General features: G+C 70.0%; 14 protein-coding genes. 2 read left to right on the forward strand and 12 right to left on the reverse strand.

What is annotated here, in order from left to right; genetic code table 11:
- Positions 1-27 precede the first annotated feature (27 nt).
- The 4 genes from AC1DYN_RS15580 to AC1DYN_RS15595 all read right to left on the reverse strand — a co-directional run bounded on the left by AC1DYN_RS15580 (position 28) and on the right by AC1DYN_RS15595 (position 2,520).
- Complete coding sequence (locus tag AC1DYN_RS15580) at positions 28-375, reverse strand: protein tyrosine phosphatase family protein (protein WP_477961058.1); 348 nt, start codon at positions 373-375, stop codon at positions 28-30.
- Between the two features lie 3 nt (positions 376-378).
- Positions 379-825: a GatB/YqeY domain-containing protein gene (locus AC1DYN_RS15585; RefSeq protein WP_477961060.1), complete on the reverse strand. Its 447-nt coding sequence runs from the start codon at positions 823-825 to the stop codon at positions 379-381.
- Between the two features lie 102 nt (positions 826-927).
- Positions 928-1,140 carry a 30S ribosomal protein S21 gene (gene rpsU / locus AC1DYN_RS15590; protein WP_047503026.1) on the reverse strand — a complete coding sequence of 71 codons (213 nt, stop codon included), beginning with the start codon at positions 1,138-1,140 and terminating at the stop codon, positions 928-930.
- Positions 1,141-1,311: 171 nt separating this feature from the next.
- Positions 1,312-2,520, reverse strand: a complete 1,209-nt coding sequence (locus AC1DYN_RS15595; protein WP_477961061.1) for a BaiN/RdsA family NAD(P)/FAD-dependent oxidoreductase — start codon at positions 2,518-2,520, stop codon at positions 1,312-1,314.
- A gap of 96 nt (positions 2,521-2,616) precedes the next feature.
- On the opposite strand from AC1DYN_RS15595, the gene AC1DYN_RS15600 reads away from it, so the two are divergent.
- Positions 2,617-3,765 (forward strand): MFS transporter, encoded by a 1,149-nt coding sequence (locus tag AC1DYN_RS15600; protein WP_477961063.1) that lies wholly within the window; start codon positions 2,617-2,619, stop codon positions 3,763-3,765.
- Here AC1DYN_RS15600 and AC1DYN_RS15605 read toward each other — a convergent pair whose 3' ends face one another.
- The 8 genes from AC1DYN_RS15605 to nirB form a co-directional block, all read right to left on the reverse strand.
- Positions 3,766-4,896: a sterol desaturase family protein gene (locus AC1DYN_RS15605; protein ID WP_477961065.1), complete on the reverse strand. Its 1,131-nt coding sequence runs from the start codon at positions 4,894-4,896 to the stop codon at positions 3,766-3,768. It abuts the gene before it with no gap.
- Between the two features lie 57 nt (positions 4,897-4,953).
- The gene (gene cobA, locus AC1DYN_RS15610; RefSeq protein ID WP_477961068.1) at positions 4,954-5,751 is read right to left on the reverse strand and encodes a uroporphyrinogen-III C-methyltransferase; all 798 of its coding nucleotides are present in this window, start codon (positions 5,749-5,751) and stop codon (positions 4,954-4,956) included.
- Positions 5,748-6,701, reverse strand: coding sequence for a DNA-binding protein YbiB (gene ybiB, locus AC1DYN_RS15615; RefSeq protein ID WP_477961070.1), 954 nt, complete (start codon positions 6,699-6,701; stop codon positions 5,748-5,750). The genes cobA and ybiB overlap by 4 nt, the downstream gene beginning before the upstream one ends.
- Positions 6,702-6,769: 68 nt before the next feature.
- Positions 6,770-7,858, reverse strand: coding sequence for a glycoside hydrolase family 5 protein (locus AC1DYN_RS15620; protein WP_477961072.1), 1,089 nt, complete (start codon positions 7,856-7,858; stop codon positions 6,770-6,772).
- 34 nt (positions 7,859-7,892) lie between these two features.
- Positions 7,893-10,664, reverse strand: a complete 2,772-nt coding sequence (locus AC1DYN_RS15625; protein WP_477961074.1) for a nitrate reductase — start codon at positions 10,662-10,664, stop codon at positions 7,893-7,895.
- A gap of 32 nt (positions 10,665-10,696) precedes the next feature.
- Positions 10,697-11,083, reverse strand: a complete 387-nt coding sequence (gene nirD / locus AC1DYN_RS15630; protein ID WP_477961076.1) for a nitrite reductase small subunit NirD — start codon at positions 11,081-11,083, stop codon at positions 10,697-10,699.
- A gap of 3 nt (positions 11,084-11,086) precedes the next feature.
- Entirely contained in the window at positions 11,087-11,863 is a 777-nt protein-coding gene (locus AC1DYN_RS15635; protein WP_477961078.1) for a type IV pili methyl-accepting chemotaxis transducer N-terminal domain-containing protein, read from the reverse strand.
- Positions 11,860-14,319: a nitrite reductase large subunit NirB gene (gene nirB / locus AC1DYN_RS15640; protein WP_477961080.1), complete on the reverse strand. Its 2,460-nt coding sequence runs from the start codon at positions 14,317-14,319 to the stop codon at positions 11,860-11,862. Before nirB ends, AC1DYN_RS15635 begins: the two co-directional genes overlap by 4 nt.
- A 74-nt stretch (positions 14,320-14,393) precedes the next feature.
- On the opposite strand from nirB, the gene AC1DYN_RS15645 reads away from it, so the two are divergent.
- Positions 14,394-15,050, forward strand: a 657-nt coding sequence (locus AC1DYN_RS15645; protein ID WP_477961082.1) for a PP2C family protein-serine/threonine phosphatase, incomplete at its 3' end; no start/stop codon positions are given.

Genomic DNA, 15,050 nt, shown 5'->3' on the forward strand with positions numbered 1-15,050 from the left:
TCGGCCGGTGCGCGCTGGGTGCGGGGCCTAGGCCTGGCCGGTGGCCGCGCGGAATAGCTTGCCCGAGCGCGTGCCGGTGCGGCAGAACGCGAGGATGGGCGCGGGCAGCGTCTTCAGCAGTTCGCCGAAGCGGGCGATCTCTTCGGGCGTCTGCAGCGCCGGCGCGACCGGCAGGTGCACGTACTGCAGGCCGGCGGCGCGGGCCGCGGCTTCCATCGCCGCGCTGGTCGGCTGGTCGGGGCCGCCCTCGAAATCGGGGCGGTTGTTGATGATGCTCCTGAAGCCCTGCTGCGCGGCCCAGGCCATCGCGGCGGGATCGAGCTGGGGCGCGACGCAGACGTCGGCGCTGAGGGGCTGGACGACGGGGTCGGCCATGGTTCAGCGGCTCAGTGCCTGCTTGACTGCGGCCGAGACCAGGCCCATGTCGGCCTTGCCGGCCAGGCGCGTCTTGACGGCGCCCATCACCTTGCCCATGTCGCCGGGGCCGGTGGCACCGAGCTCGGTGACGATCCTGCCGACCTCGGCGGCGATCTCGTCGGCCGACAGCCGCTGCGGCAGGTAGCCTTCGAGCACGGCCAGTTCGGCGGTTTCCTTGTCGACCAGGTCGGTGCGGGCGGCGGCGGCGAACTGCGTGATCGAGTCCTTGCGCTGCTTGATCAGCTTGTCGACGATCGCGATCACCGCGGCGTCGTCGAGCACCACGCGCTCGTCGACCTCCTTCTGCTTCAGCGCGGCGAGCAGGCCGCGGATGGTCAGCAGGCGCGCGGCATCCTTGGCACGCATCGCGGTCTTCATGTCTTCGGTGATCTGGTCTTTCAGGGTCATCGCGGCAGCTCTTGATGAAGGTCGAAGGTGGGTGGTCGGAAAGCGACGAAGCCCGCGTGGCGCGGGCTTCGTTGTGCTTGGCGCCGGGTCAGCGCCGAAGAATCAGTACAGGCGCTTGGGCAGCTGCATGCTGCGGATGCGCTTGAAGTGACGCTTCACGGCGGCGGCCTTCTTGCGCTTGCGCTCGGCGGTGGGCTTTTCGTAGAACTCGCGGGCGCGCAGGTCGGTCAGCAGGCCCAGCTTTTCAATGGTGCGCTTGAAGCGGCGCAGAGCCACGTCGAACGGCTCGTTTTCTTTGACGCGAATCGAAGTCATAGATCCAGAAGTTGTTGCGCTCGGAGTTTCACTGCCATTCGCCCGGTTCTCTAGGTGGAGGTTCCGGAATCCAGCCAGGAGGCGTGGACGAAGGTTTGGCGAAATCGCGGCGCGGGTTTGCCAGCAAAGACCGCGATTATAGCCATAGTCGAAGCGGGCGCAAGCGGGGTGTCAGTGGCCGCTTTCGGTGATGGCCCGGGCGCAGGCGGCGGCGCTGGCCCAGGCCCACTGGAAGTTGTAGCCGCCCAGCCAGCCGGTGACGTCGACCACCTCGCCGATGAAGTGCAGGCCGGGCATGCGGCGGCTTTCCAGGCTTTGCGAGCTGAGTTCGCGGGTGTCGACGCCGCCGGCGGTGACCTCGGCCTTGCGGTAGCCCTCGGTGCCGTCGGGCGTCAGCTGCCAGCCCTGCAGGCCGGCGGCGAGCTGCTGCAGGTCCTTGTCCTTCAGGTCGGCCACCGGCCGATCCGACAGGCCGGGGCGGGCCTGCAGCCAGGTGGCGGCCAGCCGGGCGGGCAGCAGCGCGGCCAGCTCGTTGCCGAGCTGCTTGCGCGAGCTCGACTTGGCGTGCAGGAATTCCGCGGCCAGTTCGCGGTCGGGCGCCAGGTCCAGCTGCAGTGGCGTGCCGGGCTTCCAGTAGCTGGAGATCTGCAGCACGCCGGGCCCGCTGAGCCCGCGGTGCGTGAACAGCAGGTCTTCCAGGAAGCGCGGCCGGGCCTTGCCGCTGCCGGTCGAGATCGCCACCGGCAGCGACAGCCCGGCCAGATCGACGAACGGCGACCATTCGGCGGCGGCGAAGGTCAGCGGCACCAGGGCCGGGCGGGTGTCGACCAGCTTGTGGCCGAACTGTTTGGCCACGCGGTAGCCGAAGTCGGTGGCGCCGATCTTCGGGATCGACAGCCCGCCGGTCGCGATGACCAGGCGCCGGCATTGCACCGGGCCGCGCGCGGTGTCGAGCTCGAAGCGGCCGGCCTCGCCGCGCACCGCCGCGACGCTGCATGGCTGCCAGCGCGTGACGCCGCCCTGTTCGCATTCGCGCAGCAGCATCGCGATGATGTCCTCGGCCGATTCGTCGCAGAACAGCTGGCCCTTGTGCTTCTCGTGCCAGGCGATGCGGTGGCGCTGCACCAGCGCGATGAAGTCCTGCGGCGTGTAGCGCGCCAGCGCCGAGCGGCAGAAAGCCGGGTTGTCCGACAGGAAGTGGGCCGGCGCCGCATCGCGGTTCGTGAAATTGCAGCGCCCGCCGCCCGAGATGCGGATCTTCTCGGCCAGTTTCTCGGCGTGGTCGAGCAGCAGCACCCGGGCACCCCGTTGGCCTGCGATCCCCGCGCAGAACAAGCCGGCCGCGCCTGCGCCGATCACCACCACGTCGTACGAATGCATCGCCGGATTATCCGGGCAGCGCAATCTGTGACAGGTGGGGGCATCAAGGCTTCCTAGAATCGGCCGCTTTCGCCCCCGCAACCGTTTGCCCGCCTCATGACCCTCGATCCGATCACCTTGTCGCGCGCCACCTGGGCCGTGCGCCTGCAGTTCTTCGTGGCCGGCGTGCTGTTCGCGAGCTTCGGCGTGCACGTGCCGACCATCAAGCAGCATTACGCGATCGGCGAGCAGGCGTTGGCGATTGCGATGCTGGCGGCCGGCGTCGGCGCGGTCGCGACGCTGACGCAGGCCGGGCGCTGGGTCGGCAGGCTGGGCGCGCGGCGGGCGGCGCTGCTGTCGGGCGCCGCGACGGCGCTGTGCCTGGCACTGCTGCTGTCGTCGCAGGCGTACATGGGGCTGGTGGCGGTGATGGTGGTGTTCGGTGTCGGCACCAGCCTGTTCGACGTGTCGATCAACGCGGCCGCCGGCGAGCTGGAGCAGCGTGCCGGGCGCAGCCTGATGAGCGGCTTCCACGGCATGTTCAGCCTGGGCGGCATGGTGGGCGCGGGGCTGGGCAGCCTGCTGCTGTCGCATGCCGTCGACGGGGCGACGCACCTGGTCGGCATGGCGGTGCTGGGGGGCATCGCGATCTTCGCGGCCGGGTCGGTGATGCTGCGCACCATCGCCGGTTCGGACAACAAGGGCGGGTTCGAGCTGCCGCGCGGGCTGCTGGCGCTGCTGGGCGTGCTGGGCGCGCTGGGCCTGATCGCCGAGGGAGCGATGTACGACTGGAGCGTGCTGTACATGAAGCAGGAGCTGGCCAGCGAGGCCAGCTTCGCCGCGCTGGCGTATGCGAGCTTCAGCGCCGCGATGGCGGCGGCCCGCTTCGGCGGCGACTGGGTGCGCGAGCGCGTGTCGCCGGCGGCGCTGATGAGCGGCAGCGCGGCGCTGGCCGCGGCGGCGATGGCGGCGGTGCTGCTGATCGCGAATCCGGTGGTGGCATTGGTCGGCTTCGCGCTGGTGGGGCTGGGCTTCGCGAACGTGGTGCCGGTGCTGTTCAGCGCGGCGGCCAAGGTGGATGCGAACCCGGCGCACGGCATCGCGGTGGTGGCGTCGGTGGGTTACCTCGGGATGATGGCCGGCCCGCCGCTGATCGGGATCATCGCGGAGCATGCGTCGCTGACCCTCGGGCTCGCGACGGTGTCCTTGTTCGCCGGGATCCTGGCGGCGGCGGCGCCGCGGGCACTGCGGCCTGCGGCCGCCTGATCAGCCCTTCCAGACGAACGGGAATTTGAGCTGCTTGAAGAACCCGTTCGGCACGTAGTCCCCCACCACGCCGTACTGCTCCGGCCATTTCCGGTCCGACTTGACCGCGGTGCCGAACAGGTAGTCGATGAACGCGAAGTGCGCCGCGTAGTTCTTGTCGATCGCCTCGTCGTCCTGCGAGTGGTGCCAGTGGTGGAAATTGGGCGTCACGAGCACGTAGCGCAGCGGCCCCAGGCGCACGCTGACGTTGGCATGGTTGAACACCGCCTGGAAGCCGACCACCACGATGTAGGCGTCGATCACTTCCTTGCTGAAGCCCAGCACGTAGATCGGTGCCAGCACCAGCGTGCGCGTGATCAGCAGCTCGAGGATGTGCTGGCGCGAGCCGGCCAGCCAGTCCATGCTCTTCACGCTGTGGTGCACCGCATGCAGGCGCCACAGCAGCGGCACCTCGTGGTACGCGCGGTGCGTCCAGTACTGCACCAGGTCGGCCACCAGGATGATCAGGAACAGCGCGACCCAGAAGTTCAGGTTCGCGACCCAGCCGCGCACGCCGTCGTTCGCGGCCCAGCCGAAGAACTTGTGCACCAGCAGGTTGGTGGCCAGCAGCACGAAGCCGACCACCATGTGGTTGACGATGAAGTGGTGGAAGTCGGTCTGCCATTCGGCGCGGAACACCGGCTGATCGCGGCGCAGCGCGAACAGCTTCTCGATGAACACGAAGATCAGCGTCGAGCCCAGCAGGTCGAGGATGAACCAGTCGAGGCCGATGTAGGGCGTGTTGTCGGCGAAGTCGTTCACCGGCACCTTGTGCCCGCCCAGCAGCAGCGTCGAGCCGACCAGCAGGAAGGACGCGAAGGCCAGCCAGCGCGAGCGCCCGCGGATGATGTTGAACAGCGACAGCGAGCCGGCGATCACCAGCGCCACCAGCATCACCTGCCGGATCACCGTCACGTCGTACGACTGGCGCAGCTGCGGCGTCGTCAGGTACTGCGGGAAGTGGAAGGCGATCACGCCCAGGAAGCACAGGATCGCCAGGCCCAGCGCGATCACGCCGGTCACCATGCCGTGGCCGCGCTGCAGCGGGCCGTGCGACGCCGTCAGGCGGTTCAGCTTGTCGATCTCGAGCATCAGGTCCTCACTCCGCCAGCGATGTGTGGCGGCGATCATACGGCGAGGCCCCGGCCTTCAGGCCACCCGCGGGACCCCCATTTCGAGGGAAGCCGGCACGGAAAGCGGCAGTTCCTGGCTGGCTTGCAGGCCTTGCAGCACGTCGCCGACGATGATGATCGCCGGGCTGCCGAGCCGCTCGCGCTCGATCAGGCCCGTCAGGTCGGCCAGCGTGCCCACCGCGTGGCGCTGCTGCGGCTGGCTTGCATGCTGCACCACCGCGATCGGCGTGCCGGGCGGCAGCGCCTGCAGCAGGCCCGCCTGCAGCGTCGGCGCCTGCGCGACGCCCATGTAGACCACCAGCGTCAGGCCCTGCGCCGCCGCGGCGGCCAGTGTCGGCCAGTCGGGCGACGCACCCGATTCCTTCGCGTGGCCGGTGACCAGCATCACGCCGTGCGCGTGGTCGCGGTGCGTCAGCGGCACGCCCAGCGAACCCGCCGCGGCGAGCCCGGACGTGATGCCGTTGACCACCGACACCGCGATGCCCTGCGCGCGCAGGTGCTGCATCTCCTCGCCGCCGCGGCCGAAGACGAACGGGTCGCCGCCCTTCAGCCGCACCACGCGTTCGCCCTTCAGCGCCTCGGCCGCCATCAGCTTCTCGATGAAGGCCTGCGGCGTGCTCGCGCAACCGCCGCGCTTGCCGACGTGGACGATGCGCGCCGAGCGTCGGGCGTAGCGCAGCACGCCGTCGCCGACCAGGTCGTCGACCAGCAGCACCGTCGCGGCGCGGATCGCGCGCACCGCCTTGATCGTCAGCAGCTCCGGGTCGCCGGGGCCGGCACCGACCAGCGTCACGCTGCCTTGCGAAGCCTTCATGCGGTTTTCTCCTTCGGGTGGGCRCGTTCCAGCGCCGCCAGGCTGTCCAGCAGGCAGGCCACCTGCTGCGTCAGCGGCGCGGGCGCCGGCTTCTCGCCGCTGATGACCGACTGGATGTAGAGCGCGGTGGTCGATGCGTCGCAGCTGCGCGGCAGCACCGGCAGTTCGCGCAGCACGCCGTCGTGCGCGGCGAGCGACAGGTCGGTGCGCGGCTGGCCGTCGATGAAAACGTCCATGCGCGGCAGCCGGCGCGGGTCGGCCACCGGCTCGCCCTCGGTGCCGCGCATCAGCAGTGCGTTCGCGGTGGTGCGCTGCAGGAAGTCGGTCAGCATGCTGCCGTACTCGGGGTGCGTGTAGTTGACGACGCGCAGCGCACGCCCCGGCGCGCAGGGGTCGAGCAGCTTGGCCACGGTGTGGCCGGAGTTGCGCAGCCCGATGGTCCAGCGCGCGTCGAGCAGGCGCGCGAGCGGCGGGCACAGCGCATCGGTGCGCATGAAGACCGGCTCGCGGCGGCGCCAGGCCTGCATCACGTCGTCGGCGTCGCGCGCGACCGGCAGGCCCAGCACCTGGAAGATGTCGGCCGTCGTCACGCGGCCCGGGTCTTCGGGCATGCCGTGCACCAGCACCGGCACGCCTTCCTGCGCCAGCATCAGCGCCAGCAGCGGCGTCAGGTTCGGCAGCTTGCGCGCGCCGTTGTACGAGGGCAGCACCACCAGGGTGCGGTCGCAGGCGATCGGGATGCAGCGGGCCGACGTGGCCTGCAGGAAGCCGGCGAGTTCGTCCACCGACTCGCCCTTGATGCGCATCGCCATCGCGAACGCGCCGAGCTCGAGGTCGGTGACCTGGCCATCCAGCACCTGGCCCATCAGGTCCAGTGCCTGCTCGCGCGACAGCGACCGTGCGCCTTCCTTGCCGCGTCCGATTTCCTTGATGTAGTTCGTGATGCTCATGGCTTGTTCTCCCTGCGCAGCTTTCGCAAGGAATGGGCCAAGTGCGGGCGCAAGCGTGAAGACATGTGTCAGGGCCCCAGCAGGGCGTCCTTCAGCGGCGCGCGCCAGGCGCGGGCCACGGGGTCGTAGGCACCGAAGCCGGAGGCGAGTTCCCAGTAGGCCCAGCTGAAGCCGTGGCGTTCGGCCTCGTCGCGCATGCGGCGGGTGTAGGTGACGCGCGCGCCCATCTCGGCCTTGCCGTAGGCGCCGAACTCGCCCAGGTAGATCGGATAGCGGTTGCGCGCCGACCAGGCCGCCGCGGTGTCGAGCGGCGCGCGCATCTGCGCCAGCTGGGTCGCGTCGCAGCACGGCGTGCCGAGCCAGGCGGCTGCGCCGCTCGACCATTCGGCGCCCTGGTGCGTGAAGTGGAAGGGCTCGTAGTTGTGCACCGTGACGATCAGGTTCGCGTCGTTCGGCAGCACCAGCGCCGACAGGGCATTCGCGCTGTTCCACTGCGTCGGGCCGATGACGACCAGGCGCTTCGGGTTGCTGCGCCGCACGACGGCGAGGCCGCGCGCCGCGAGTTCGTTCCAGCTGGCGGTCTGCGCGCCGTGCGGCTCGTTGTAGAGCTCGAACACCAGCTTGGGGCCCCGGTCGCTGTAGCGCTGGGCGATCTGTTTCCACATGTTGAGGAATCGCAGCGCGTGCAGGCCGGCGGCCACCGGCATCTCGCCCGGATCGAGCGCATCGCCGTCGAGCTGGCGGTAGTGGTGCATGTCCAGCACGACGACCAGGCCGCGCGCGAGCAGCGCGTCCACCGCGTGGTCGACGCGCTGGAAGAACGCGTCGTCGATGGTGGCGTCGCCGCCCGGCGTGGCATGGTTGCTCCAGCGCACCGGCAGCCGAACGTGGGTGAAGCCGGCCTCGGCGGTCTTCGCGACCAGGTCGTCGTCCAGGCGCAGGCCCCAGGCGCCTTCGGACGGGGCATCGAAGATGTTGCCGAAGTTGATGCCGCGGCCCAGCGCGCGCGCCATCGCGAAGGCCTCGGGCGAAGCACCGGGCGCGGCACCGCTGGCCATCGGCGGGTGGTCGGCGAGCGAGGCGGCGGGTGGCGTGGCGCAGCCGGCGAACAGGGCGCAGGCCAAGGCCAGCCACGCCGCGCGCATCGGGATCGTCATGCTGTCTCCATCGTTCTTGTTCGACGGAGTGATTCTAGGCAGCCTGCGCCGGCTGCAGTTGCGCGCGCACCATGCGCTTCAGCGCAGGGATGCACGAGCCGCAGTTGGTGCCGCAGCGCAGCGCGCCTTGCAACTGCGCCAGCCGCTCGTCGGCCGAGCCGCTGCAGCGTTCGAGCTGCGCCGCGATGGCCGGCTCGCTGACGTTGAAGCAGGTGCAGACCTGCTTGCCGCTGGCCACCACGGCCACCGGGGCGCGCGCGCCGGGGCTCAGCAGCAGGCGGCCATAGGCCTGGGCCGGCAGCTCGTCCTGCAGCAGCGGGCGGATCCACACCTCGGCGCTGATGTCGCCGGCCAGCACGAACCCTTCGAGGCGCGCCTCGTCGCCATGGCGTGCCAGCCGCATCGTGCGGCGCTGGCCGCGGCGCTTGTCGGCATAGTGCAGCGCGTCGGCGGTGGCCAGGCCGAGCAGGGCTTCGATGCGTTCGACCAGGCCGTCGGGCGCCGGCTCGTACGCGGCGGCGCGGAACAGCACGCCGCTGCGCTCGCGGCCGAAGGGCACGCAGCTCGCGAACGCGAAGCCGTCCATCAGCGTCTTCAGTTCCTCGCGCACGCGCAGCACCTCGCCTTCCGGCAGCCAGGCGACGCCCAGCAGGCGCCACGGCAGTTCGGCCTTCAGCACCTTGACGGCGGTGTGCTTCAGCTCGGGCTGCTTCGAGCGCGGGCAGAAGGCCGAGGTCGTCAGCGCGTTGATGCCGTGCATGCGGCTGCCGCCCACGTACTCGTCGCCCCAGTGCATCGCGACGAAGGCCTGCGCCGGCGCCATCTGCTCGCTCGCCTGCACCGGCAGCACGATGCTGCCGCGGCGCGAGGTGACGTGCACCAGGTCGCCGTCTGCGAGTTTCAGGCGCGCCAGGTCCTGCGCGTGCATCTCGATCGCCGGCTCGGGCACGTGGCCGAACAGGCGGCCGATGGTGCCGGTGCGGCTCATGCCGTGCCATTGGTCGCGCAGGCGGCCGGTGGTCAGCGAGAACGGGTAGCGCGCATCGCGCGGCTCGGCCAGGCCTTCGTGGGGCGTGTCGGCGAAGCGGGCACGGCCGTTGGCGGTCGGGAAGACACCGTCCTCGTACAGCCGTGCGCGGCCGCTGGCGGCACCGGCCGGGAAGGGCCATTGCGCGGGCGCTGCCTCCAGCTGGCCGTAGCTCAGGCCGGTGATGTCGAGGTCGCGGCCGCGCGTGCTTTCGCGGTGCTCGTTCCAGATCGATTCGGGCGTCGGGTAGTCGAACAGCGTCGGCAGGGCAGGGCGCAGCTGCGCCTCGAGGCGCTGCGCGAAAGCGGTGACGGCATGCCAGTCGTGGCGCGCCTGGCCCGGCGCGGCCACCGCGGGGCGCACGCGGCTGATGCGGCGTTCGCTGTTGGTCACCGTGCCGTCCTTCTCGCCCCAGGTGGTGGCCGGCAGCAGCAGGTCGGCATGGTCGCAGGTGGCGGTGGTCGCGAAGGCCTCCTGCACGACGACGAACTCGGCGCGTTCCAGCGCGCGCCGCACGGTGGCCTGGTCGGGCATCGACTGGGCCGGATTGGTGCAGGCGATCCACAGCGCGCGGATCTCGCCGTCGGCCGCAGCCTGGAACATCTCGACCGCCGACTTGCCCGGCGTGGCCGGCACGTCGGGCACGCCCCACAGCGCGGCGACCTCGGCGCGGTGGGCCGGGTTGCCGAGGTCTCGGTGTGCGCTGAGCAGGTTGGCCAGGCCGCCGACCTCGCGCCCGCCCATCGCGTTCGGCTGGCCGGTCAGCGAGAACGGCCCGGCGCCCGGCTTGCCGATCTGCCCGGTGGCCAGGTGCAGGTTGATCAGCGCGGCGTTCTTGAAGGTGCCGGCGCGGCTCTGGTTCAGGCCCTGGCAGTACAGCGACAGCGTGCGGCCCTGATGGCCTTGCCCACTGCCTGCGAACCAGCGGGCTGCCTGCACCAAGGCGGCCTCGTCGATGCCGCAGATGCGTGCCGTCTCCTTCGGGTTGAAATCGCGCACGCGGTCGCGCAGCGCGGCGAAGCCTTCTGTGTGGGCGTCGATGTACGCATGGTCGACCAGGCCTTCCCACAGCATCAGGTGCAGCATGCCGTTGAAAAGCGCCACGTCGGTGCCCGGCAGCAGCGGCAGGTGCAGGTCGGCGGCTTCGGCGGTCTCGGTGCGGCGCGGGTCGGCGACGATGATGCGCAGGGCCGGGTTGGCGCGCTTCGCGTCCTCGATGCGGCGGAACAGGATCGGGTGCGCCCAGGCGGTGTTGGCCCCGGCGATGAACAGCGTGCTGCACAGGCCGAGGTCTTCGTAGCAGGCGGGCGGGGCATCGGCACCGAGCGTCAGCTTGTAGCCGGCGACCGCGCTGCTCATGCACAGCCGCGAGTTGGTGTCGACGTTGTTGGTGCCGATCAGCCCCTTGGCCAGCTTGTTGAAGACGTAGTAGTCCTCGGTCAGCAACTGGCCCGAGATGTAGAACCCGACGGCGTCCGGCCCGTGGCGGCGGATGGTGTCGGCGAAGCGGTCGGTGGCCAGGTCGAGCGCGGTGTCCCAGGTGATGGCGCGCGCCGGCGTGCCGCGCGCGAGGCGTTGCATCGGTTGCAGCAGGCGGGTCTGCAGCGTGACGGCGGCCGTGGCGGTGTGGTGCAGCGTGCTGCCCTTGGTGCACAGGCGGCCGAAGTTGGCCGGGTGATCGGGGTCGCCGCGCACGCCGGTGATCTGGTCGCCGTCGGATTCGATGATGACGCCGCAGCCGACGCCGCAGTACGGGCAGGTGGAGCGCGTGTCAGTCATTGAGCCCCCCAGTCGCTTCGCTCCATGCGACCTCAGACCACGGTGACAGGAATCACCCGCGGCCCGGCCACCGGCCGCACCAGGTCGATCGCATGCTGGCTCAGCTCCTGGGCATCCAGGTGCACCACCCCATCGACGACCTGCACCGCAAAGCGCGGCGTACAGCCCTCGTCCGGCGCCCGCGCGCATCCGTCGTCCAGTCCGATGGTCCAGTTGTGCAGCGGGCACGCGACGCTGGTGCCGAACACGATGCCCTGGCTCAGCGGCCCGCCCTTGTGCGGGCAGCGATCGAGCAGCGCGAACACCTGGTCGCTGTCGTTGCGGAAGATCGCGACGTCGACGCCGGTCGCGCGCGCCACGCGGCGCGAACCGAGCACGGGAATGTCCTCGACGCGGCAGATGGGGGTCCAGTGGTTCATGGTTCAGCCCAGTTTCGAATACAGGTTGGTCACGCCGTCCATCAGCTGCAGGATGCGTTCGCTGGTCGTGAAGACATTCGCCATCGCCTGCTTGTCGCTGCCGCCCGGTTGCAGCGTGCGCAAGGCGTTGTCGAAGAAGGTCCATTGCAGCGCGGCCATCGCCAACTGCTCCTGGATCGCAGCGGTGGTCTCGGGGGCCCTCTTCAGCACCTCGTGCGCCGCGATGAACTCCTCGCGCGCCTTGGCGAGTTCGGCGCTGCACAGCTGCGGCTGCACGTCCCAGCAGGCGCTCAGGTAGTACGCGGCCATGCGCTGGCTCAGCATGCGCTGGCGCCCGCACAGGTTGACCAGCCGCCCGGCCGGCTTCTGCGACACCTTCTCCAGCTGGCCGGTGCCGTCGTTCGCGAGCTTCAGCACCTTGCCCGACAGCGCGAGCACCGAGGCGGCCCGCGCCCGGGCCGGCTGTTCGCCGACCAGCACCGCCTTGTAGTCACCCCACGCCGCGTCGAGCTGCTGGTAGGTCGCCTTGATCTCCGGCTTGGGTGCGAACGCGCTCAGCTCCACCAGTTGCCGCTCGAACATCGCGATCGACGCGCTCAGCGTGCGCTCGGCCTGCGCCCGCTCCACGCCCAGGCCACCGGCCAGGTAGCTCTTGGCCATGCGCTGGCTCAGCATGCGCTGGCGGCCGGCCTTGTTGATCGCGTCGTTCAGGTCGACCATCTGGGCCTGCGCCGCCAGCGGCAGCAACGGCACCGCCAGCACGAGGTCGCGCCGCCTCACGAGGCCACCACCGGCGCCACCACCGGCGCGAACTGCCGCGTGTCCACGCGGGCCTTGTCGAACTCGAACCACGGATCCGGCTCGCCGTCGAGCGAGAACTTGAGCCGTTCCCACAGTGCGCGGCGCCCCTCGTGGTCGTCCAGGATCTTCTTCTTCACGTGGTCGAGCCCGACGCGGCCGATCCAGTGCACCGTGCGTTCCAGGTACCAGCCTTCCTCGCGGTACAGCTGCAGGAACGCACCGCTGTATTCCAGCACCTCTTCCGGCGTCTTCAGCTTGGTGAAGAAATGCGCCACCTCGGTCTTGATGCCGCCGTTGCCGCCGACGTAGATCTCCCAGCCCGAGTCGACGCCGATCACGCCGACGTCCTTGATCCCGGCCTCGGCGCAGTTGCGCGGGCAGCCGCTGACCGCCAGCTTCACCTTGTGCGGCGCATACATGCGCCACAGCGCGCGCTCCAGGTCCTTGCCCATCTGCGTGCTGTCCTGCGTGCCGAAGCGGCACCATTCCGAGCCGACGCAGGTCTTCACCGTGCGCAAGGCCTTGGCATACGCGTGCCCCGACGGCATGCCGATGTCCTTCCAGACGTTGACCAGGTCTTCCTTCTTGACGCCCAGCAGGTCGATGCGCTGGCCGCCGGTCACCTTGACGGTCGGGATCTTGTACTTGTCGACCGCGTCGGCGATGCGCCGCAGCTCGTCGGCCGTGGTCTCGCCGCCCCACATGCGCGGGATTACGCTGTAGGTGCCGTCCTTCTGGATGTTGGCGTGGCTGCGCTCGTTGATGTAGCGCGACTGCGGATCGTCCTGCGCCTCCTTCGGCCAGGTGCTCAGCAGGTAGTAGTTGACCGCCGGCCGGCAGCTGGAGCAGCCGTTCGGCGTGCGCCAGGCGAGCGTCTGGTAGACCGATGCGATCGACAGCAGCTTCTCCTGGCGGATCGCATCGCGCACCTCCTGGTGGCTGTGGTCGGTGCAGCCGCACATCGCCTTCTTCTTCGGCGTGGCCGAATAGTCGCCGCCGGCGGTGAACATCAGCAGCTGCTCGACCAGCCCGGTGCACGAGCCGCATGATGCGCTGGCCTTGGTGTGCTTGCGCACCTCTTCGAGCGTGAACAGGCCCTTCTCCTTGATGGCCTTGCAGATGGTGCCCTTGTTGACGCCGTTGCAGCCGCAGACCTCGTCCGAATCGGCCATCGCGGCCGCCTTGTTGTGGCCCTCGTGGCCGGTGTCGCCGATGTTGGATTCGCCGAACATCAGCTTGTCGCGGATGTCGGTGATCTTGCGGCCCTCGCGAAGCAGCTTGAAGTACCAGGAGCCGTCCACCGTGTCGCCGTACATGCAGGCGCCCACCAGCTGCTCGTCCTTGATCACCAGCTTCTTGTAGACGCCGCCGAAGGGATCGCTCATCACGATCTCCTCGCAGTCGGCGCCGCCCATGAAGTTGCCGGCCGAGAACAGGTCGATGCCGGTCACCTTCAGCTTGGTCGAGGTCTGCGAGCCGGTGTAGCGGCCGATGCCGAACTCGGCCAGGTGGGTCGCGCAGACCTTGCCCTGCTCGAACAGCGGAGCCACCAGGCCGTAGGCGATGCCGCGGTGCGCCGCGCATTCGCCGACCGAGTAGATGCGCGGGTCGGTGACGGTCTGCATCGTGTCGGTGACGACGATGCCCCGGTTGCAGTGGATGCCGATCTTTTCGGCCAGTTCGGTGTTCGGGCGGATGCCGGCGGCCATCACGACCAGGTCGGCCGGCACCTCGGTGCCGTCCTTGAACTGCACCGCCATCACGCGGCCGCCTTTGCCGGCGTCGCGGTCGCCGATCAACGCCTGCGTGTTCGCACCGATCAGGAACTTCAGCCCGCGTGCCTCCAGCGACTTCTGCAGCAGCTTGCCGGCCACGTCGTCGAGCTGCCGCTCCATCAGCCACGGCGCCACGTGCACCACGCTGACCTGCATGCCGCGCAGCATCAGCCCGTTGGCAGCTTCCAGCCCCAGCAGCCCGCCGCCGATCACCACCGCGTGCTTGTACTTCGTCGCGGCCTCGATCATCGTGTTGGTGTCCTGGATGTCGCGGTACGCGATCACGCCTTCCAGGTCCTTGCCGGGGATCGGCAGGATGAACGGGTTCGAGCCGGTCGTGATCAGCAGCCGGTCATAGCCTTCCTCGGTGCCGTCGGCGGCGCGCACGACGCGCTTGCGCCGGTCCACGTCGACCACCTTCTTGCCCAGGTGCAGCCTGATGCCGTGCTCCTCGTACCAGCTGAGCGGGTTGAGCACGATCTCGTCCAGCGTCTGCTCGCCGGCCAGCACCGGGCTGAGCAGGATGCGGTTGTAGTTCGGGTGCGGCTCGGCACCGAAGACGGTGATGTCGTACAGGTCGGGCGCGATCTTCAGCAGTTCTTCCAGCGTGCGCACGCCGGCCATGCCGTTGCCCACCATCACGAGTTTCATCTTCTTCATGCGAAGCTCCAGTTCCAGCCGCTGGTGCGGCGATAAAAGCAAAGGGGGTGCCAGGCGAGGTACCCTCGCGGGCCATGAGCTTTGACGTCGAGATCGGACACTTCAGCCTCGCGGGACAACGCCCGCGCAACGAGGACTTCGCGGCCTGCCTCGCCCCGGGCGGCGACGACGCCGCGCGCGGCCTGATCGCGGCGATCGCCGACGGTGTCTCGTCGGGCGGCCTGGGCCTCGAGGCCGCGCAGACCACCGCGATGAGCGTGGTGCAGGACTACTTCGCCGCGCCCGACACCTGGCACACCACGGCCGTGCTCGACCGCGTGATCGGCGCGCAGAACAGCTGGCTGGTCGACCACAACCGGCGCCGCCAGCGCGCGCGCCACGACGCGATGGGCATGACCACGCTGACCGCGCTGGTGCTGCGCGGCCAGGGCTTCACGCTGGCCCACGTCGGCGACACGCGGGCCCACCTGCTGCGCGGCGACGAACTGGTGCAGCTGACGCAGGACCACGGCTTCGACCACCCCGACCAGCGCGGCCGGCTGACGCGCGCCATCGGGCTGGACGACCGGGTGCGCGTCGACTACCTGCAGGCCGAGCTGCAGACCGGCGACCTGTTCGTGCTGACCAGCGACGGCGTGCATGGCCAGTTGCCGCCGCAGCGCCTGGCCGCGCTGGCGCGCGACGGCAGCGCGCAGCAGGCCGCCGAGGCGCTGGTGCGGGCCGCGCTGGCC

Source organism: Rhizobacter sp. P2_D12, from assembly GCF_056404395.1.